The sequence below is a fragment of the Kaistia sp. 32K genome, from assembly GCF_016629525.1.
GTDB lineage: Bacteria > Pseudomonadota > Alphaproteobacteria > Rhizobiales > Kaistiaceae > Kaistia.
In genome coordinates this window covers 3,543,493-3,563,865 of sequence record NZ_AP024269.1, presented here as the reverse complement: position 1 = coordinate 3,563,865, position 20,373 = coordinate 3,543,493, and the positions used below count along the sequence as shown (strand labels likewise).

General features: G+C 68.3%; 18 protein-coding genes. 4 read left to right on the top strand and 14 right to left on the bottom strand.

Features of this window, described 5'->3' with window-relative positions; all coding sequences use genetic code 11:
* Positions 1 to 22: 22 nt before the first annotated feature.
* From K32_RS16545 to K32_RS16520, 6 genes are all read right to left on the bottom strand, one after another.
* The gene (locus K32_RS16545; protein ID WP_201400579.1) at positions 23 to 1,138 is read right to left on the bottom strand and encodes a DUF1513 domain-containing protein; all 1,116 of its coding nucleotides are present in this window, start codon (positions 1,136 to 1,138) and stop codon (positions 23 to 25) included.
* Positions 1,119 to 2,222, bottom strand: coding sequence for an imelysin family protein (locus K32_RS16540; RefSeq protein ID WP_201400578.1), 1,104 nt, complete (start codon positions 2,220 to 2,222; stop codon positions 1,119 to 1,121). The genes K32_RS16545 and K32_RS16540 overlap by 20 nt, the downstream gene beginning before the upstream one ends.
* Positions 2,219 to 3,436 carry a di-heme oxidoredictase family protein gene (locus K32_RS16535; RefSeq protein ID WP_201400577.1) on the bottom strand — a complete coding sequence of 406 codons (1,218 nt, stop codon included), beginning with the start codon at positions 3,434 to 3,436 and terminating at the stop codon, positions 2,219 to 2,221. The genes K32_RS16540 and K32_RS16535 overlap by 4 nt, the downstream gene beginning before the upstream one ends.
* Entirely contained in the window at positions 3,433 to 4,884 is a 1,452-nt protein-coding gene (locus K32_RS16530) for a multicopper oxidase family protein (protein ID WP_201400576.1), read from the bottom strand. The genes K32_RS16535 and K32_RS16530 overlap by 4 nt, the downstream gene beginning before the upstream one ends.
* Positions 4,885 to 4,958: 74 nt before the next feature.
* Positions 4,959 to 6,233 carry an imelysin family protein gene (locus tag K32_RS16525; protein WP_201404529.1) on the bottom strand — a complete coding sequence of 425 codons (1,275 nt, stop codon included), beginning with the start codon at positions 6,231 to 6,233 and terminating at the stop codon, positions 4,959 to 4,961.
* 40 nt (positions 6,234 to 6,273) lie between these two features.
* A complete protein-coding gene (locus tag K32_RS16520) occupies positions 6,274 to 6,786 on the bottom strand; it encodes a hypothetical protein (RefSeq protein ID WP_201400575.1) in 513 nt (170 codons plus the stop codon).
* Positions 6,787 to 7,200: 414 nt separating this feature from the next.
* Here K32_RS16520 and K32_RS16515 point away from each other — a divergent pair, with 414 nt between their 5' ends.
* From K32_RS16515 to K32_RS16500, 4 genes are read left to right on the top strand one after another with little or no spacing between them, the layout of a single operon-like run.
* Positions 7,201 to 7,476 carry a hypothetical protein gene (locus K32_RS16515; RefSeq protein WP_201400574.1) on the top strand — a complete coding sequence of 92 codons (276 nt, stop codon included), beginning with the start codon at positions 7,201 to 7,203 and terminating at the stop codon, positions 7,474 to 7,476.
* A gap of 4 nt (positions 7,477 to 7,480) precedes the next feature.
* Positions 7,481 to 8,233: a metal ABC transporter ATP-binding protein gene (locus K32_RS16510; protein ID WP_201400573.1), complete on the top strand. Its 753-nt coding sequence runs from the start codon at positions 7,481 to 7,483 to the stop codon at positions 8,231 to 8,233.
* The gene (locus K32_RS16505; RefSeq protein WP_201400572.1) at positions 8,233 to 9,105 is read left to right on the top strand and encodes a metal ABC transporter permease; all 873 of its coding nucleotides are present in this window, start codon (positions 8,233 to 8,235) and stop codon (positions 9,103 to 9,105) included. Before K32_RS16510 ends, K32_RS16505 begins: the two co-directional genes overlap by 1 nt.
* A 31-nt stretch (positions 9,106 to 9,136) precedes the next feature.
* Positions 9,137 to 10,105 carry a metal ABC transporter substrate-binding protein gene (locus K32_RS16500; RefSeq protein WP_201400571.1) on the top strand — a complete coding sequence of 323 codons (969 nt, stop codon included), beginning with the start codon at positions 9,137 to 9,139 and terminating at the stop codon, positions 10,103 to 10,105.
* 237 nt (positions 10,106 to 10,342) lie between these two features.
* Here the strand turns inward: K32_RS16500 and K32_RS16495 are convergent, their stop codons facing one another.
* From K32_RS16495 to K32_RS16460, 8 genes are all read right to left on the bottom strand, one after another.
* A complete protein-coding gene (locus K32_RS16495; RefSeq protein ID WP_201400570.1) occupies positions 10,343 to 10,933 on the bottom strand; it encodes a protein-S-isoprenylcysteine O-methyltransferase in 591 nt (196 codons plus the stop codon).
* A gap of 9 nt (positions 10,934 to 10,942) precedes the next feature.
* Positions 10,943 to 12,139: a lipase gene (locus K32_RS16490; RefSeq protein WP_210342758.1), complete on the bottom strand. Its 1,197-nt coding sequence runs from the start codon at positions 12,137 to 12,139 to the stop codon at positions 10,943 to 10,945.
* 59 nt (positions 12,140 to 12,198) lie between these two features.
* Positions 12,199 to 13,137, bottom strand: a complete 939-nt coding sequence (locus tag K32_RS16485; RefSeq protein WP_201400568.1) for a sugar kinase — start codon at positions 13,135 to 13,137, stop codon at positions 12,199 to 12,201.
* Positions 13,138 to 13,259: 122 nt separating this feature from the next.
* Complete coding sequence (locus K32_RS16480; protein ID WP_201400567.1) at positions 13,260 to 14,435, bottom strand: iron-containing alcohol dehydrogenase; 1,176 nt, start codon at positions 14,433 to 14,435, stop codon at positions 13,260 to 13,262.
* A 131-nt stretch (positions 14,436 to 14,566) separates the two neighbouring features.
* On the bottom strand, positions 14,567 to 15,967 hold the full coding sequence (locus tag K32_RS16475; protein ID WP_201400566.1) for an aldehyde dehydrogenase family protein: 1,401 nt from the start codon (positions 15,965 to 15,967) through the stop codon (positions 14,567 to 14,569).
* A gap of 20 nt (positions 15,968 to 15,987) precedes the next feature.
* Positions 15,988 to 17,349, bottom strand: coding sequence for a glutamine synthetase family protein (locus K32_RS16470; RefSeq protein ID WP_201400565.1), 1,362 nt, complete (start codon positions 17,347 to 17,349; stop codon positions 15,988 to 15,990).
* Between the two features lie 272 nt (positions 17,350 to 17,621).
* Positions 17,622 to 18,989 (bottom strand): FGGY-family carbohydrate kinase, encoded by a 1,368-nt coding sequence (locus K32_RS16465; RefSeq protein ID WP_201400564.1) that lies wholly within the window; start codon positions 18,987 to 18,989, stop codon positions 17,622 to 17,624.
* 12 nt (positions 18,990 to 19,001) lie between these two features.
* Positions 19,002 to 20,372 (bottom strand): FGGY-family carbohydrate kinase, encoded by a 1,371-nt coding sequence (locus tag K32_RS16460; protein WP_201400563.1) that lies wholly within the window; start codon positions 20,370 to 20,372, stop codon positions 19,002 to 19,004.
* Between the last annotated feature and the right edge of the window lies 1 nt (position 20,373).

Below are 20,373 nucleotides of genomic sequence, written 5' to 3'. Positions count from 1 at the left end.
CGCGATCCCGACCGGGTCCCTGCTAGACCCTACGCAGATGGTTGTCGAACTGCTCGTGGCGGCGGGCGAGCGGGGCGAGCTGGCCGTGTTCGGTCCGCATGACGCGGCCGTCGCCGGCGGTGGCGAGGAAGGCTTCGCCCTCGGTCGGCGCCACGCCGCAGCCGTCCGGCAGGGCGACGCAATCGCGGAAATCGCCGCTCGCCGCGTCCCAGAAGAACAGCTGGCCGCCGATCGGCGAGGAGGTGGCGATGGTCGAGCCGTCGCGGCTCGCCACGACCGAGCCGATATAGTTGCGCGCCAGCGGTGCGATCCCATCGGGGAAGTTCATCAATTGCGCCTTGCCGTCCTTGCCGATGCGCCCGACCAGCGGCGGCCGCTCGCTGCGCGCGCCCTCCCACTGGCAGCCGAACCAGACATTGCCGCCGCCGTCGAAGGTCATGTGGCGCATGGAGAGGCGGTTCAGAGCCGGATCGAGCACGGCTTCCTCAAGGAGATCGCCGGTCTCGCTGTCGATGCGGACGATCGAGGGGCGCATTTCGGCGAGGTTGAGCTTCTGGCGGCCATAGTCCGGATGGGTCTCGATGCCGCCATTGGCGATCACCAGCGTGCGGCCGTCCGGGGCGAGCAGGATCTCGTGCGCGTCGACGCCATGCGTCTCGAACTCGCCGATCCGAGCGGAGGTGCCGCCCGAGACGTCGTAGACGCCGATGACGCCGCGCGAGTGCTCGCCGTCGAAATTGTTCTCGGTCGCATAGAGCAGCCGGCCATCGGCGGAGAAGATGCCGTGGCCGAAGAAATGGTGCCCCTCCGGCGGGGTGATCGTCGCCAGCGGCTCGCAGGAGGCGACGTCGACGAGGACGGCGAAGTAGCCGGGGCGGCGGGCGAACACGGCGACACGCCGGCGCGCCGGGTCGATCGCGATGTCATGGCCGCGACCGGCGAGCGGCATGCGGCCGACGATGCCGCCCCGCTCGTCGATCAGCATCAGCATGTGCTGACGCGGGCCGACCCGGACCGAGGAGACGAAGACCTGCCGCTCCGTCGCGCCCCCGGCCTCGCCGGCGAAGGGAAGGATCGCGCGGAGCGCGCGGCCGGCGAAGGCCCTGAAGCCGCCTGGTTCAGTCGCCGTCGAGCGCATTGAATCCCGGCGAGATCCCCGCCGCCTCCGCGAAACGGAAGTTGAAGATGTCCTCGATCGTCTTCAGCACGTCGAAGGCGTGCTTCAGGCTGTCATAGGCGGCCGGATCGGCGAAGGCCTCGTTCCAGGGCTTGCCGACGTTGATCGCCTTGCGGAACTCCGTCGACGACGCCTCGGTCGCCGCGAGCAGCGTCGCGGCGTCGTTCGGCGTCAGGCTGAACACGTCGGAGCGTTCCACCAGCGCCTCGATCGCGTCCATGGAGGCGTTCAGATAGGCGAAGCTCTCGCCGGAGCGGACGAAGGCGCCGCGGTTCGGCTTCGCCGTGGCGAAAGACTTTCCGAGCGCCGGCAGCAGGCGCTGGTCGCGCATCTGCTGCAGGCCGGTGACAACAGCCTTTAGGATCTCGACCAGGGGTTCGGTGGCGTCGCGATAGACGATATTGGCGCCGCCCGGCTTCAGCATCTGCTCGCGCCAGCCGCCGGGCTTCGTCCATTCGGTGACGGCCTCGCCAGCGATGGTGTTCAAATTCTCCGCGATCCTGAGCGCCAGCTGGCAGCGATAGGCCGCCGTCTCGGCATCGTCGGAGGCGCCGAACACCAGCGCCTCGAAGGCGGGAAGGCCCTGCACGGCGGCGCTCTTCCGTGCAATCGCGCCGGGCTCGAGCAGGCTGGGGTCGGGCTGGGCGAGGATCTGGCGCAGCTGCCGCGCGCCGGTGCCGTGCGGATCGGGCAGGAAGGAGAAGCGCTCGAGCCTTGCCTTTTCGGCCATCGGCCCGAAGCGGAGGAAATCGACCCCGGCCCAGGCCTGGAGGACGGCCTCGAAGGCGCTGCGCACGGCCGGATCCGGCGTCGCGCTCGGGCTCTTGCAGCTCAAATCCATCGCGGCGACGAGCTTGGCGGTGGCCTTCTGCAATCGCTCGTAGGCGGGGATGAAATAGCCTGTGATCGCCTTGTCGGCGACGATCGCCAGCGCCTCCGGGCTCGGCCCCTGTCGTTCCGGCGCATCGCCGGATTGCGCGAAGGCGCGCTTCGCCGCGATCAGGAGCGGCGAGAGCAGCAGCAGGCGTTTGGTGATCGCGATCATAGCGTTTCCAGATAGGCGATGAGCGCGGCCCGCTCGGCCGCTGCCAGGGCTTCATAGCGCAGTTTTGCCGCCATGGCTTCGCCGCCATGCGCGCGGATCGCCTCATCCAGCGTCCCGGCGCGGGCGTCATGCAGGAAGCGGCTGTTATCGCCGGTGCGGAAGGCGAGCGAGACGAGCGGCGGCGTCCGCCATTCGTTCGAGGCGACGCCGGGCTCGCCGACGCCGTCGTCGAGGCCGGGTCCCATGTCGTGCAGAAGCAGGTCGCTATAGAGCGTGACCGGGCTGCCGTCGCGACCCGGGAGGCTCGGCACGTGGCAGGCGGAACAGCCGGCCGAGGCGAACAGCGCGGCGCCGGGCGGCGTCGGCGTGACGGGGGCGGGCGCCGGGAGGCCGGCGAGATAGGCGTTCAGCAGGCGGATCATCTCGGACGAGATTTCCTCGCCGTCGAACTCGGGACTGCGGCCGTTCGGCATGGCGAGGCAGTCGGGCTCGAGCGCGGTGCAGTCGCCATACGGATGCGGCGCGAGCGGGCTCGACATGCCGATGTCGAGCATGAAGGCGTCGGCGGACATCTGGTCGAGCGTCGCCGCCGAAGCTTTCCAGCCGAAGCGGCCGACGACGGACTTGCCGTCGACCTCGAGCATGCGCGGCCGGCCCGAGACGCCGTCCGGCTTCGGCGCCGCCGCATTGGCGAGGATCGCCGCCTCGTCGACCTTTTCGATCAACCCGATGCCGCGCAGCGACGGCGCCTGGCGCGGACCGAGGCGCGTCGCCGCCGCGAGATCGCCCCGGCTCGGCGCGAAGATGACGGCGAGCGCGCCGCCCGGATGCTCCGGCAGCGCGTAGGTGACGGTGCCCTCGCTTTTCAGCCCCGAGACGGCGCGCGGCTGGATCTGGCGGCCATAGACCGGGTCCGTGACGCCCTTCGCGTCGCCGAGGCGCGTGACGATGCCGCGCTGGGCGAGCGTGCCGTCCGGCGTCGCCGTGATCTTGGCCGACAGCGCCTTGCCGGAGTGGCAGCTGGCGCAGCTCTTCTCGTTGAAGAGTGGTCCGAGCCCGTCATTGGCGGCGGTCGAGGAGGGGGCCTGCACCCAGATGCGGTCGAACAGCGCCTTGCCGACGGCGCGGTCCAGCCCGTCGGCGAGCGCCGCCGCCGGCAGCGCCGCGAGCAGGACGAGGGCTGCGAGCGACGGCCGCGTCGGCGCCATCCTCATGCCACCTCGTACCACGCCATCATCCCCGTCTCCTGGTGCTCGATGATGTGGCAATGGAACATCCACTTGCCGGGGTTGTCGGCGACGAAGGCGACTTCCATGCGCTCTTTCGGCTGCAGCAGCACGGTGTCGGCATGGTGGGGCGGCAGGTCGCGCCGGTTCGAGCTGAGCACGGTGAAGCTGTGGCCGTGAATGTGGATCGGATGCATGTGCGGCGTGACGTTGCGCAGCTCGAATATATAGGTCTTGCCGCGTTCCAGCCGCGCCATCGGCGGCGGGATCTGGTGCATGTCGCTCGGCCAGGAGGCCTGGTTGATCGCCCAGAGATTGGCTTCCGACAGGCAGAGCGGGCCGAGGGGCGCGCCGGAATCGGCGAGATCTTGCACCGTCGCTCCCGTCGCCGTCGCCGAGAAGGTGATCGGCATGCGGGTGGCGTTGGCGACATCCGGCGGCGGGATCCGCCCGGAGGCGAGGGGGCCGGGATCGAACGGGCCCTGGCGCCGCGCCGGCCCGCGCGCGACCAGGCGGGCGAGCGGCACGGGCTTCGCCGCGAAATAGTCGACCAGCGTCGCCGTGCCGCCATCGGCCGGCGTGCGGATGACGAGGTCGGCGCGCATCGCCGGCCCCATGCGCCAGGAGCGCAGCGGGAAGGGCTGGCAGGCGATGCCGTCGATCGCCACCACGGCGGCCTCCGCCCCCTCGATGCCGATCTCGGTCAGTCGCGTCGGGTCGACATTCAGAATCCGGAGCCGGACATCGGCCGAGGCCGGCAGCTCGATCTCCGGATTGCGCATGCCGTTGACGCTGCGCACCGTGCCGAACGTGCCGGATTTGCCGGCACCGGCCATGGTCAGGAACGGCAGGAAGCTGGCGCCGTCCTCGCTGATCCGCCAGTCGCGCAGCATCAGCACTTCGTCGGCGTCATAGGGCTCCGGCGCGTCGCCCTCGACGATCAGGACGCCGATCAGGCCGCGGCCGATCTGCTCGGCCGAATTGCAGTGCGTATGGAAGAAGAAGGTGCCGGTGTCAGGCGGCACGAAGGAATAGTCGTAGCTCTGGCCCGGCTCGACGGGCGGCTGTACCAGATAGGGCACGCCATCCTGGTCATTCGGCAGGCGGATGCCGTGCCAGTGGATCGAGACGTGCTCGCCGGGGCGCGTCAGGCCGTTGACGAGATGGGTATCGAGCCGCTGCCCGAGCTTCAGCCGGACGATCGGCGGCTCGGCTTTTTCCGTGAAGGTCCAGAGCGGCAGATTGTGGCCGTCGAAGCAGGGGAGCGACAGCTGACGCTCCGCGGCGTTCAGGACGAGCGGGACGCTCGTCTCGGCGACGGGGAGGGCCGGGGGCGGCAGCGCGCGGGTGAAGGCGGGCGCGCGCACGGGCCGTCCGAACAGGGCCGTGCCCGCGAGAGCGGCGGAGCCGGCAAGGACGCTACGGCGGGAGATCATGGCCTGGAACTCTGCTGGTGCGGCCGCGCGAGGCGGCCGCACCGAGGGGGGATCCGCGTTAGTGACGCGGCGGCTTACTTGGTCGAAACGGCCGAAGGATTGTCAAGGCTGTCGGAGCCTTCGATCTTGATCTTCAGACCGAGGGCAGCGACCACGCCCTCGACGGCGCGGGTCTGCGCGACCAGTCCGTCGATGGCGTCCTGGACGATGGCGTTGCCCTTCTCGTTGCCGGCGCCGATCATCTGGTCATAGGCCTCGCCCGCGTCGGACGTGTCCTTCAGGACCTGCATCTTGGCGCTGGTGTTGGCGAGCGCCTCGTCGACGCGCTTGGCGGCGTCGGCGTTCTTGGCGGCCGCGAACTCGCGGATGCTCGGGCCCTCGACGACGCTGCCGTCGGTGCGGGTGTACTTGCCCTGCCAGGCGTTCACCATGCCGACCTGGTCGTAATAGTGGCTGTTGGCGGTGTTGTCCGAGAAGCAGTCATGTTCTTCCTCGGGATCGTGCAGGATCAGGCCGAGCTTCATGCGCTCGCCGGCCAGTTCGCCATAGGAGAGCGAGCCGATGCCGGTCAGGATGGTGGCGAGGCCGCCTTCGTCGCCCTTCTCGGCGAGCTGCTTGCGCGCTTCGCCTTCCGGTTGCCAGTTGGCGGCCATCTCTTCCAGGTCGGCGATCAGCAGATCGGTCGCGACCTTGAGATAGGTGGCGCGACGGTCGCAATTGCCGTTGGTGCAGTTCTTGGTGTCGTAGTCGGTCGCCTTGCGGTCGCCGGCGCCCGGGCCGGTGCCGTTCAGGTCCTGACCCCAGAGCAGGAATTCGATCGCGTGATAGCCGGTGGCGACATTCGCCTCGACGTCGCCGGCTTCCTGCAGCTTGTGCAGCAGCTCGGCGTTGATGACGCTCGCGTCGACCTTGTCCGGGCCGATCTGCAATTCCTTGTTGGCGATGACGTTGGCGGTATAGAGCGGGTTCGAATCCGAGCTGTCGCCGTAGGACTTGGCGTCGACATAGTCGATCAGGCCCTCGTCGAGCGGCCAGGCGTTCACGCGGCCCTCCCAATCGTCGACGATGGCATTGCCGAAGCGATAGACCTCGGTCTGCTGGTAGGCCGGGCGCGAGGCCTTCCAGGCGTCGCGGGCGGCGGCCAGCGTCGCGTCGTTCGGGTTGGCGATCAGCGCGTCGATGGCGACGTTCAGCGCCTTGGCGCCGCTGAGCGCGTCCTCATACTTGGCCTGGGCGATGTCGCCATAGTTCTTGAGCACGGCGCTGGCGGCCGGAGCGTCGGCGGCCATGGCCGGCAGCGCGCCCGAAAGGGCCAGCGCTGCCGTGGCGGCGAGGAACAGCTTCTTCATCTTCACAATCGTCTCCGGTGTGTGAAATCGTGCGGTGAATTCAGTGGAACAGGCGGCGGCACGGGCGGGCGGCAATCTCGCGGATCACCGCGCCCGGAACCGGAATCAGGATCTGGCCGGTTTCCGCCAGCGCCTCGGCGAAGGCGCGGGTGGATCGGGTGACGTCCGTACGGCCCTCGGGCGGCACCAGTCGGCCCAGCGCATGGCCGAGGCTCTCGTCGTCATGGTTCTGGCAGGCGGAGATCAGCGTCACCGCGAGGCATTCGTCGCGGCAGAGACGCGGGCATTCGAACGGCGACAGGCCGGCCGGGCGGTCCATCCAGTTGCGCAGCGTGGCGACCCAATCGGCCAGCGCCGCCAGCAGCCGCGAACCCTCGGTGGCGCCCAGCTCCTCGGCATAGAGGTTGGCGGCGCGCTCCCAGCAGGTGAAGGAGCCGCGTTCGCAGCCCTGCATCCAGTGCCGAAGACCCTCGACGACGAGCTTTTCCGGCGGCCGCTCCAGATAGCGGGACGTCACGGCGCCGGAGGGATCGACAGGAATGCGCGTTGCCATCAGACGGGACCCCCGGTGGATTTTGGCCGGGCGGGCGAGAGGCAATGTCGAGACATCGAGACCATCGTCCACTCCAATCGGCAGCCGAAAAAGCTGCCGTCAAAGCGTCACCGATCGTGGCGCGGTTGGCCGACGTGTGGACCTCTTGCGATGGCAAGTCAAGAATATGTAACAGTCTGAAATTATTCTAATTCCAGTATTGGCAAAGGTTATCGCAGCCAATTCTTCTGTCTCTTCGCAGCAAAGCATGCCGGCCGCAACGTAGCCGTGTGTCGCTTGCCGCGCGGGTCTTCGCGGCCGCTCGCCGGGTGCAAAATGTCGCGGGCGGGAAAATGCGTGCGGGGGCTTGCCTCCGTTGAAATGATATAACATAACATTTCGCAGTCAGCAGTGAGATGGACCCCTATGGCACAGGTGAGCGAAGGCGTCGGCGCGACCGTTCGGCCGATTCCGGCTTCGGCCGGTCCGCGCGATCATGGCCAAAATCGCCACGACCAAGATCATCACGACCATGGCGATCACGATCACGGCCAACATGAGCACGGTCCTGCGCGTCGGTCACTCGCTGTCGCCGCCCCGGCGCGGGGCTATCGCTATTCGATGTTCCTGGCCTCGGCGCTGGAGCGGCTGATAATCGCGGTCCTTTTGGTCGGATTGATCTGGGTCGGCATCCTCTGGGCGCTCGCGTGACATCATGCTGAAGAAGCCCGCGCCCGCCGTCCGCGTCGAGAACCTGACGCTTTCCTATCGCCGTCATCCGGCGGTCCATCACGTTTCCGGCGAATTCCGCCCCGGCTCGTTCACCGCGATCGTCGGTCCGAACGGCGCCGGCAAGTCGACGCTGCTCAAGGGCATCGTCGGCCAGATCAAGCCGGATAGCGGCCGCGTCGTCTTCGACGGCATCGGCCGCCACGATATCGGCTACCTGCCGCAGCAAAGCGCGCTCGACCGCTCGTTTCCGATGCGCGTCCTCGACGTCGCCGCCATGGGGCTCTGGCGCAAGGCCGGCATCTTCTCGTCGATCGGCCGCAAGTCGCTCGGCACCGTCGAGGCGGCGCTGGCGACCGTGGGGCTGACCGGCTTCGAGGACCGCAACATCGACACGCTCTCGGGCGGCCAGTTCCAGCGCGCGCTGTTCGCGCGCCTCCTGCTTCAGGACACGCGGTTGATCCTGCTCGACGAACCCTTTACCGCCATCGACGCGCGGACTTGCGAGGATCTGCTCGCCCTGATCGCCGCCTGGCACGCCGAGGGCCGCACCGTCGTCACCGTGTTGCACGATATCGAGCTGGTGCGCGAGCGCATTCCCGAGACGCTGCTCCTGGCGCGCGAAACGGTGGCATGGGGGCCGACGGCGGAGGTCCTAACCGACGCCAATCTGGCCCGCGCCCGGCGCCTGCACGAGGCGTTCGAGGATGATGCCGAACTCTGCGAGATGCCTGCGTGATGAGTTTCTATGATTGGGTCTTCGGGCCGTTCGCCGAGTTCGGCTTCATGCGTCGCGCCCTGATGGGCTGCATCGCGCTGTCGATCTCCGGCGCGCCGATCGGCGTCTTCCTGGTGCTGCGCCGCATGAGCCTGATGGGCGACGTGATGGCGCATGCGATCCTGCCGGGCGCGGCGATCGGCTTCCTGCTCTCTGGCTTCTCGCTGTTCGCGATGACGGTCGGCGGCGTCGCGGCGGGGCTTCTGGTGGCGCTCGGCGCCGGCGCCATCGCCCGCACCACGCCGCTGCGCGAGGACGCGAGCTTCGCCGCCTTCTACCTCGTCTCGCTCGGCCTTGGCGTGATGATCGTCTCGATCAAGGGGTCGAACATCGACCTCTTGCATGTGCTGTTCGGCAACGTCCTGGCGCTGGACGATCCGGCGCTCTACCTGATCGGCGGCATCGCCACGGTGACGCTCCTGTCGCTCGCGCTGATCTACCGGCTGCTGGTGGCGGAGTGCTTCGATCCGGGGTTCCTGAAGAGCGTCGGCGGCGCCGGCGGCCTCGCGCATTTCCTGTTCCTGGCGCTGGTCGTGCTCAATCTCGTCGGCGGTTTCAATGCGCTCGGCACGCTGATGGTGGTCGGCCTGATCGTGCTGCCGGCCGCCTCCGCCCGCTTCTGGAGCGAAACGGTGCCCGGCCAGATCGCCGTCTCGGCGGTCATCGGCATCGCGTCGTCGCTGATCGGACTGCTGGTTTCCTATCATGGAGAACTGCCGACCTCGCCGGCCATCATCCTGGCGGCCGGCGCGATCCACGCTGCGTCCATACTCGCGGGCCGACATGGCAGCTTTGCCAGCCAGGCCCTGCGGGCGAGGCATCTGAGGGGCTGAATACCCGCTTCCACTGCAGGAGAACTACCCAATGAAGTCATCTGTTTGGCTCATCGCGGCGGCGCTTGCCCTGAGCACGGCGCTGCCGGCCCAGGCGGCCGACAAGATCAAGGTCGTCGCCACCTTCTCCGTCCTCGGCGACCTCGCCAGCGAGATCGGCGGCGACCATGTCGAGGTCCGCACGCTCGTCGGCCCGAACGGCGACGCCCACACCTTCGAGCCGAGCCCAGCCGACGCCAAGGCCATGGGCAGCGCGGCGGTTCTGGTCGAGAACGGCCTCGGCCTCGAAGGCTGGCTCAGCCGGCTGATCAAGGTTTCCGGCTTCAAGGGCGAGGCGGTGATCGCCACCACCGGCGTCAAGCCGATCGCCTGGACCGGCGCGGAAGAGGAGGGCGAAGCCCAGGACGCCGGCGCCGACAAGGCGGAGGCGGGGCATGATCACGACGGCCACGCCGAGGGCGGCCATTCGCACAGCCTCGATCCGCATGCCTGGCAGAACCCGCTGAACGGCGTCATCTATGTCGAGAACATCGTCGCCGGGTTGACGGCGGCCGATCCCGACCACGCGGCCGAGTACAAGGCGAAGGGCGACAAGCTCGCCGCCGAGCTCAAGGCCGTCGATGCGCGCCTCAAGGAGGAATTCGCCGCCGTCCCCGAGGCGCGGCGCAAGATCGTCACCAGCCACGACGCCTTCGGCTATTTCGCCGCCGCCTATGGCATCCAGTTCATTGCGCCGGAAGGCGTGAGCACGGAGAGCGAGGCCTCGGCCGCCGACGTCGCCAAGATCATCCGCCAGATCAAGGCGGAGAAGATCACGGCGCTGTTCGCCGAGAACATCACCGACCCGCGCCTCCTGAACCAGATCGCTCGCGAGACTGGCGTCAAGATCGGTGGCTCGCTGTTCTCCGACGCGCTGTCGCCGCCGGACGGCCCGGCCCCGACCTATCTGAAGATGTTTGCGAACAACAGCGAGAAGCTGCTCGCCGCCATGAAGGACTAGGGGTTTAGCTCGGACGGGCGCCGGTCATTGGCCGGCGCTCGCTCGTCTGAATGGTCCGAGCCGGCTCAATCGAGGCGCTCGCGTTTCCCCACACTCCGCGTCATCCCTGCGAAAGCAGGGATCCATTCAGCCGAGGCGTTTGCCGAGCGAGGCTCCCCATGCCCCGGCTGCATGGATCCCGGGTCAAGCCCGGGATGACGGCGAGGGCGGGACGTTCGTCCCTCGTCGGCGCGCCCCTCAATAGATAAACGGGATCAGCCGGGCGGTCTTGCGGGAGTAGTCGCGATAGGCGCCGCCGAAGGTGTCCAGCATCAGCTTCTCTTCCTTATGCACGCGGAAGAAATAGAGGATGCCGATGCCGACGAGGCCGGCGAGGCCGACGAACCAGTTCTGCAGCAACAATGCCTGCGCGATCGCCATCAGCCAGAACGAGACATACATCGGATGGCGCACATAGTGGTAGACGCCGCCGGTCACCAGCGTGTGCTTGGCGCGGATCTCCAGCGTCGCCGACCAGTTGTGGCCGAGATCCTTGTGGCTACGGTAGAAGAACCAGAGATAGGCGGCGATCGCGACGATGCCGAGCCAGGCCGCGACGGGCGAGAAGGGCAGGTTGGCGCCCCTGGGGAAGCCCATGCCGGTCAGCGCCCAGATCGCCGGGATCAGGCCGACGCCGACCACGGAGATCGCCACCAGCGACTGCTGGCTGGCGCGATCGCGGGAATCCACGATCTGCTGCTTCTTGGCCCGGCGCTGGTGCGGGTAGCGGATGATGAACCAGATCACCAGACCGGCAACCCAACAGATCGTGGCGGCAAATTGCGTCATGTCGTCCTCTCAGGTCTCCGGCAGGTCACGGGCGGGGAAACCCGGCCGCTTGTCGTTCGTATTGGCTGACGGGGTCAGCGAAAAGCGGTCGCCCAGGCGAAGCGGGCCGCAGCAAATCGAGAAAAAATCATAGAAGTAGCGGCGCGTATTGCCCATGACGAACTGATAATGCACACGGAAAAGACTGTTCCGGATGCGGCTGTAATCGTCCGGCGCCAGCATCTCGCGGATGCGGACCATCGAGACATGCGGGAACGGCCTCGATCCCGGCTTGGCGAGCCGCATCAGGCGGGCCGGGTCGGTCTTGTAGAAATTGACGACGTCGGTCAGCGCCTGGAATTCGATCCACTCGATGCTCGCTTCCGCTTGGACCCGCGCGATCCGCGCCCGGAGCTGCTTGGCCGCCGGGTGCAGGCCGAGCTGCAGGACGCAGGAGCCGACCGTCATGATGGCGACCGGCGCGCCGCGCCGGGCGAGATCCGAATCCCGCGCCAGCGCGCGCTCCAGCGCCTCGAGCGCGAACACGCTGCCCTGGCTGTGGCCGACAATCAGGATCTCGTCGAAGCGGCCGGACTGCGCCGCCTCGACGATTTCGTCGGCGAAACGATCGACGCGCGCCGTCATGTCGGCGCGGCAGCCGCGCATGTACTCGCCCATGAAGGTGCGCGCGTCGAGCAGGTGGCTGACGAACCAGCGGTCGCCGGGGAAGCGCATCAGCCCGGCATAGATGGCGAGGCCGGCGACGATCGCGAGGAGCGGCGCGCTCCAGTGCTGCCAGTGCAGGATTTCGGCGGCGACGAAGGCGGCGACAAGCAGGAAGGCGAGCGAAAAGATGAAGGGCGCGATGAAATAGAGCGCGAAGCGCCACGCCGCGAAGAAGTAGCGAAAGACAGTGCCGGAGACGAGGAAATCGGCCAGCACGCCGAGCGAAAGCGGCACGCGCTGCCAGATCGGCCGGGCGAAGTCGCCCTTCACCAGATCGTCCCAAGCGAGCAGGCGGAAATCGGTACGGCTCGACCAGTCGTCGCCCTTCGAGGTGATCTCGGTCCGCCAGACATGCCCGTCCGCCGCCTTCTCGGGCGGCGATACGCTTGTCTCGACGCCCCAGGTGTCGCGATAATGGCCGATCTCGCGCGCCTGGCGCCGGAAGAATTTTTCCGGCGTTACCGGATCATAGCCGCCGAGATAGAGGACGCAGCGATGCATCGGCCGCAAGCCGCCCGTCGCGTCCTCCCCCCCGGAGGTTTTGACCGGTTCGCTTGCGGTCATCGGCGTCCGGCGAGCGCCGCTTCGACGGCGCTTCGGGTCGGCATCGGCGCGACGGCGCCATAACCTTCTGTCGCGAGGCCCGCCGCCGCGTTGGCGTAGCGGGCGGCGGCGAACGGATCCTCCGAGCGGAGATATTCGGTCAGGAAGGCGCCGTCGAACGTGTCGCCAGCACCGGTGGCGTCGACCGGCTTCACGGAGATCGCCGGGATCACCAGGCGCTTCTCCGGCGTCGCGACCAGCGCGCCGTCGGCGCCCCGGGTGACGATGACGACCTTCGGGCCGAGGCCGAGATAGAAGTCGGCGATCTTGTCGGGATCCGTCTCGCCGGTCAGCGCCTCGGCGTCGTCGGAGCTCGTCTTCAGGATGTCGGAAAGTGCCGCCGCCGCGTGGATGACGGCGCGGGCGCGGTCGATCGGCCAGAGGCGCAGGCGCAGATTGGTGTCGTAGGAGACGAGCGTGCCGGCTTCCTTCGCCGTGCGCAGCGCCGCGAAGACGAAATCGGCCGCCTGCGAGGAGATCGCCTGGCTGATGCCCGACGTGTGGATCACCTTGGCGCCACGGATGTAGTCAGCCGGCAGTTCCTCCGGCAGCAGGCGGCTCGCCGCCGAACCGGCGCGGCGATAGGAGAAGACGTGTCCCTCAGGGCCGTGCGTCACGAAATAGATGCCGGTCGGCGCGTTGCCGTCGCGCTTCACCGCGCTGGTGTCGACGCCTTCCGCTTTCCAGAGATCGAGGAAGGATTCGCCGAAATTGTCGGTGCCGACCGCGGTGACGTAGCCGACCGAGGCGCCCTGGCGCGCCGCGGCGATGGCGCAGTTGGAGGTGTCGCCGCCATGGCCCGGCCGGAACACGATGTCGCCCTTGGCCTGGTTGAGTTCGAACAGAGGCTCGCCGATGCAGACGATATCGGGGCTCGTGACGGCAGGGCTCGGCATTTCAGGTTCTCCGGACGCGAATGGCGCCCTTCATGGCTGGTCGTGCGTGGCGGTGCAAGAGGACGGGTGCAAGGGGACGGTGCAAGAGCCTGCGGGCGAGAGCGTGGCGGAGGGATGGCAGCTTAGAGTCTTCCGTGGATGGCGTTCTCGAACAGCCGCTCATAATCCGCCGCGACGAGCGGGGTCGGGTTGCCGCCATTGGAGGGGTCCAGCTCCGCCATGCGGGCCGCCTCGGGCAGCACCGATTCGTCGACGCCGATTTCCTTGAGCGTGTGCGGAATGGCGAGATCGCGGCGCAGCGCCAGGATCCAGTCGAGGACGGCGTCCGCGTTCTGGCCGGGAAGGTCGAGATACCGCGCCAGCGCCGCCAGCCGGTCGTCGATCGCCGGGCGGTTGAAGGCGAGCACATAGGGCATGACGACGGCGTTGGTGAGGCCGTGATGCGTGCCGCGCAGGCTTGAGCTCGGATGGCTCATCGCATGCATGGCGCCGAGGCCCTTCTGGAAGGCGACGGCGCCCATCGACGAGGCGATCAGCATCTGCGCGCGCGCCTCGATGTCATGGCCGTCGGCGACCGCCTTCGGCAGCCAGTCCTTGACCAGCCGCATGCCTTCGAGCGCGATGCCGGCCGACATCGGATGGAAGAACGGGCTGCACCACGCCTCCAGCGAATGCGACAGCGCGTCCATGCCCGTCCAGGCGGTGATCTTCGCCGGCAGGTCGACCGTCAGTTCGGGATCGGCGATCACGACCTTCGGCAGCATAAGGGGATGGAAGATGATCTTCTTGGTGTGGTCCGCCGGGTCGGTGATGACGCCGGCGCGCCCGACCTCGGAGCCGGTGCCGGCGGTCGTCGGTACGGCGACGATCGGGGCGATGCCCTCCGGGTCGGCGCGGGTCCACCAGTCGGCGCGATCCTCGAAGTCGAATACCGGCCGCGTCTGGCCCGACATGAAGGCGATCGTCTTGCCGATATCCATGGCCGAGCCGCCGCCGAAGGCGATGACGCCGTCATGGCCGCCCGCCCGATAGACGGCGAGGCCCTCGTCCAGGTTGGCGAGCGTCGGATTGCCGTCGACCTTCGAGAACACCGCATGAGGGATGCTGGCGGCGTCGAGGATTGCCAACGCCTTCGTAACGATCGGCAGGGCGACGAGGCCGGGATCGGTGACGAAGAGCGGCCGCTCGATGCCTGCCGTCGCCAGCGCGCCCGGCAGCTCCGCGATACGGCCGGCGCCGAAGCGGATGGCGGTCGGATAGGACCAGTTGGCGACGAGCGAGGCATAGCGGTCGAGCATCTCGGTGTCCTTTGTTTCATCTCCCTTGAGGGGGAGGTCGACGGCGAAGCCGGCGGGTGAAAGGGTTCGGGATTTTGCGGGAAGGGCGCAAACCCTCACCCGGCCCTTAAGACCGGGGAGGGCTGAAACGCTCAATCGGTTTTGGTGCGGAGATGAAAACTCTTCGGCCGCGTCAGCTGCTCGTAGCCGACGACGGAGAGGCTGGCGCCGCGCCCCGTCGCCTTGACGCCGGTCCAGGCGAGCGCCGGGTCGACATAGTCGCAGCGGTTCATGAACACGGTGCCGGTGTCGATCCGGTCGCCGATCGCCTCCGCCGCCTCGAGGTCCTCCGTCCAGATGGCGGCGGTAAGCCCGAATTCGGAATCGTTGATCAGGCGGATCGCCTCGTCGTCCGATTTCACCTTCATGATGCCGAAGGCGGGACCGAAGGTCTCCTCCTTCATGAAGCGCATGGAATGGTCGACGTCGACCAGAACCTGCGGCGCCAGATAAGGCGTGCCGGCCTTCGCCTCCGGGAATCTTGACGCGTCGATCAGCGGCCTCGCGCCGGCGCGCACGGCCTCGTCGACCTGGTCGCGGATGAAGTCGGCGGCGGCGGTGCGCACCACCGGGCCGAGCGTGGTCGCCGGATCCGTCGGGCTGCCGAGCTTGTAGGCGTTGACGGTCGCGACGACGCCCTCGACGAAACGGTCATAGACCGCCTCGTGCACATAGACGCGCTCCATCGCGCAGCAGGACTGGCCGGAATTGAAGAAGCCGCCATCGACGATGTTCTCGACGGCGAAGGCCAGGTTGACGTCCGGCCGGACATAAGCCGGATCCTTGCCGCCGAGCTCGAGCGTCGTCGCCGGGAAATTTGGCGCGCCGGCGACCGAGGCCATGATCTTGCGACCGCCCGAGGTCGAGCCGGTGAAGCCGACCTGGTCGACGAGGCCGGAACGGATCACCCGGTCGGTCGTCTCGTGCGACATGTTCACATACTGGAACACATCCTTTGGCAGCGCCGCCTTGGCGAAGGCGCTGGCAAAATGCTCGGCGACCAGCGCCGTCTGGCTCGAATGCTTCATGACGACGGCGTTGCCGGCGAGGATCGCTGGCAGCACCGCGTTGAGCGCCGTCATGTAGGGGAAGTTCCAGGCCGGCAGGTTCAGCGCGACGCCGAGCGGCTCGCGGCGGATGAAGCGGCGGAAGCCTTCCTTCGGGCCGGCATCGATGTCGGCGAGCGACTTCTCGGCGATCGCGATCATGTAGCGGGCGCGCTCCTCGAAGCCGCGCATCTCGCCATGGCCGTAGCGGATCGGCCGGCCCATCTGCCAGGCGAGCAGCTCGGCGACCTTGTCCTTCTCCGCCACCATGGCGTCGACGAAGGCGGCGGCGATCGGCAGGCGGTCCTCGACGGCGACCTCGCGCCATTCGCGCTGCGCGGCCCTGGCGCGCCGGAGCACGGCGAGCACCTCGGCCTCTGAGGCCAGCGGCCGCTCGGCATAGACGGAGCCGTCGACGGGGGTGATGATCTGGAGGTTGGCGGTCATGACTTTGTTCCTGTGGCGCCTCAATAGCGCTCGAAGCCGCGCTGGAGTTCCCAGTCGGTGACGCGGCGGTCGTATTCGAGCTGCTCCCAGCGGGCGGTATGAAGATAGTGTTCCACGACGTCGTCGCCGAGGGCGGCGCGCAGCACGGCGGATCCGTCCAGCGCGTCGATCGCGGCGCGCAGCGTCTTCGGCACGTCGGGCTGACCGGTTGCCGCATAGGCGTCGCCGGCATAGGCCGGCGGGAGTTCGAGCTTTTCGTCGATGCCGTGCAGGCCGGCGGCGACGAGGCCGGCGAAGGCGAGATAGGGGTTCAGGTCGGCGCCGCCGATGCGGCACTCCGTGCGGATCGACTTGCCCTCGCCGACGACGCGGAAGCCGGTCGTGCGGTTGTCGACCGACCACACCGCCTTGGTCGGCGCGAAGGTGCCGGCCTGGAAGCGCTTGTAGGAGTTGATGTAGGGCGCGAGGAACAAGGTCATCTCGCCGGCGAGCGCCAGATGGCCGGCGAGCCAGGACTTCATCGTCGCCGACATGCCGAGCGGGTCGCCGGCATCGGCGAACAGGGCGCTGCCGGCGCGGTCCCGCAGCGACGAGTGGATGTGCGATGACGAGCCGGCGAGATCGTAGCGCCATTTCGCCATGAAGGTGACGGCGCGGTTCTGGAGATGGGCGATCTCCTTGATGCCGTTCTTCATGATCACGTGCCAGTCGGCCATTTCGAGCGCTTCCGAATAGCGCACATTGACCTCTTCCTGGCCCGGGCCCCATTCGCCCTTCGAGTTCTCGATCGGAATGCCGGCGCCGGCGAGTCCGTTGCGGATAGCGCGCAGCAGCGGCTCGTTCTTGCTGGTCTGGAGGATCTGGTAGTCCTCGATGTTGTCGCCCATCGTCTTCAGCCCGCGCCAGCGCTTGGCCGTCGCGGTCTCGGTCGTCTCGTCGAAGGCGTAGAATTCGAGTTCCGAGGCGAAGAGCGCCTGCATGTCGCGGTCGGCAAGCCGCTTCAATTGCGCCTTCAGGATCGAGCGCGGCGCGTGCGCGAGGTCTTCGCCGTGATGGTCGCAGACATCCGCCAGCATCAGCGCCGTGCCGTCGAGCCAGGGGATGCGGCGGAGCGTCGAGATATCGGGCTTCAGGACGAAGTCGCCATAGCCCTTCTGCCAGCTCGCCGCCTTGTAGCCGGGCACCGGCTCCATATCGATGTCGACGGTGAGGAGATAGTTGCAGGCATGCGTCTCATGCAGCGCGCTGTCGAGGAAGAAGCGCCCCGTGAAGCGCTTGCCGGTAAGGCGGCCCTGCATGTCCGGAAAGGCGACGATCACCGTATCGATCGTGCCGGCGTCGATCGCCGCTTCGAGCTCCGACAGCGTCCAGTTTCCGGCCATGCTTTTTCCCTGCTGGATTGTTTTCCTGCGATTGCCTCCGAAGGCCGGGCAACTGCCGGCCCCCGGGGTTCGTCGTCGTTTTCGGGGATGCAGGCTCGGGAAAGGCGGCAGGCAGCTGGCGTCGAAGCGCCGGGAGCACGATGGCAACCGTCTCGTGATGCACGCTGGGCTCTCCCGACCGGCCGACGGTCCTCCTGCCGGGTGGCAGGCGGCTCTCCCCCGTGACGCGATCGAGGTCAGGTTACAGGAGCAGTGCCGCCGGTCAATCGGCGCTATTCCAGCGCTGCGCGCCAGGCCGCGACATAGGCCGCGACGTCGTGCGGGAGCGGCGGCGCCGGTTCCGGATCGGGCTGGCCGGGCCCGGCGCCCTCCGGACCGCTCGCCAGCAGCGCCGCGCCCTCCGTGGTTCCGGTCGCGTCGGCGCGGGCGATCACCGGCCGGCCGACGACGCTGGCAAGCGCCGACAGGAACAGCGCGTTGCGCGTGATCGGCCCCTCGACGACGATCGGTCCGGCGGCGCCGGTCAGCCGGAGGCAGGTGTCGGCGACAAGCGCGCAATAGAGACTTGCGGCGGCGACCTTTTCGCCCGGCGAAAGCGTCGCCGGATCATGGCTCCAGTGGCCGGTCTGGAACGCGTAGGGACCGGTTCCAGGCGCGAAGGAGGGCAGCGCCATGATCTTGTCGTCGAGGATGCGGGCGATCTCGGCAGCACTCGGCGTGACCTTGGCGTCGTCGGTCAGGAGCGCGAATTCGCGCCCCGCCATGAAGCGGGCCGAGGGCACGGCGCGGTCGAAGGCGTCAACATTGGCGAGGCAGTCGCGCGCCGGGTCGAGATCGGCGAGCGAGCCGCCGACGGCGAAGAAGATCATCCAGGTGCCGGTCGAGATCACCGAGAAGGGCGGCCGGCGGCGCAGGATATGCGGCAGCAGGCTGGCGTTCGAATCGTGAATGCCGGCGACGACGCGGCAATCGGCCGGCAGCCCGGTCTTCGCCGCGATCTCGGGCCGGATCGTGCCGGCGGTGTCCCAGGGGTGGACGCGTGGGGGCACCATGCCGGACCAGCCCTGGTCGTCGGCAAGCCGTGAGAAGGTGCCGGCCTCCGGGTTCCATAGGTCGGTGTGGCAGCCGAGCATGGTCGGTTCGCTGACTTTCGCGCCGGTCAGCCGCCAGACCCAGTATTGCGGATAGAGCAGGATCGTCGTGGCGCGGCCGAAGGCGGACGGGAAGGTCTCCTGCTGCCAGTAGAGCTGGCGGCCGACATTCAGCCCGCCCGGCAGGTCGGGCGACAGCGTCTCCCAGAAGGCGCCGCGCAGCGGCCGATAGGCCTCGGCGATCGAATCCGGCCCGCGGTACTCGTAGTCGAGGATCGGCATGACCAGATCGTCGCCGTCGATCAGCGCCGCCGCGCCGCCATGCGTCGTCGTCGAGATGCAGTCGATTTCGGCCTGGAGCGCGAATTCCCGCAGGCCCTCCAGGATCCACGCCCAGAGCCGCTCGACGTCGAAATGCGGATAGAGCCCTTCGGTCACGACGGCGTTGGTCGTGGTGCGGATGGCGAGGATGGCATGCGTCGCCGCGTCGACCAGCGCCAGCTTGGCGTTGGTCTTGCCGATGTCGAGAACGATGGTTGATTTCGGCATGATCGGTCCTCGTCAGCTCTCGGAGAGGCGCCGCCAGAGTGCTGCATAGCCGGCGAAGTCGTCGCCAAGCGGTGCGGCGGGGGCCGGATCGGGGCTCGCGGCGCGCGGGCGATCCGGCCCGTCGGCAAGCAGCGCCGCGCCTTCCGTGGTGCCGGTCGCATCCGGCCGGCCGATGACGGGTCGATCGACCAGCGCGGCGAGCGCCGAGAGGAAGAGGCCGTTCCTGGCGAAGGGCCCCTCGATCAGCACCGGCCCCTCCGATCCCGTCAGCCGGAGGCAGGCCTCCGCGACGAGCGCGACATAGAGGCTCGCCGCCGCGGTCCGCTCGGCCGGCGACAGCACGGCGGGATCGACGGTCCAACTGCCCGTCCGCCGCCCGAACGGGCCGTTGCCGGGAACGAAGCCCGGCAGCGCCATCACGCGTCCATCGATCACGGCCCGGATCGCCGCCGCGTCCGGCTCGGCCGCTTCGCCCTCGGTCAGGATCTGGAATTCGCGCCCCGCCATCGACATCGCCGAGGGCACCGGCCGGGCAAAGGCGTCGGCATAGGCGAGGCCGCCGCGCGTCGTGTCGAGATGGTCGAGGCTGCCGCCGGCGGCGAAGGTGATCATCCACGTTCCCGTCGAGATGACGGTGAAGGGCAGGGGGCGGGACAGGATGTGCGGCAAGAGGCTTGCATTCGAATCGTGGATGCCGGCGACGACGCGGCAGTCGGCCGGAAGGCCGGTCCGCCGCGCGATCTCCGGCAGGATCGTGCCGACCGTCTCCCAGGCGGCGGCGCGGGGCGGGAACAGTCTTGTCCAGCCCTCCGTCTCGGCGAGGCTCGAATAGTCGCCGGCGCGGCCGTTCCAGAGGTCGCTATGCGCGCCGAACGAGGTGACCTCGCCGACGCGCCGGCCGGAGAGCCGCCAGACCCAGTATTGCGGATAGGGCAGGATCGCCTCGGCCTGCGCGAACGCCTCCGGGAAGCGGCGCGACATCCAGTAGAGCTGCCGCCCGGCATTGAGGCCGCCCGGCATGTCGGGCGACAGGATCTCGGCGAAGTCGCCGCGCGCCTTGCGGTATTCGCCGGCGATCTCGTCCGGCCCGGCGAACTCGTAGTCGAGCACCGGCAAAGCGAGATCGTCACGGCCGAGCACGACGATGGAAGCGCCATGCGTCGTCGTCGCGATGACGCGGATCTCGGCCCGCGTGGAGAAGTCCGCGAGGCCGTCGAGGAACCATTCCCAGATGCCGTCGACGTCGAAATGCGGATAGGGCGGGCCGGGCAGCACGGCGTTCTTCCGCGTCCGTATGTCGAGGACGGCGCGGGTCTCGCGGTCGAGCAAGGCGAGCTTGGCGTTCGACTTGCCGATGTCGAGGACAGCGATGGCCTGCGACATG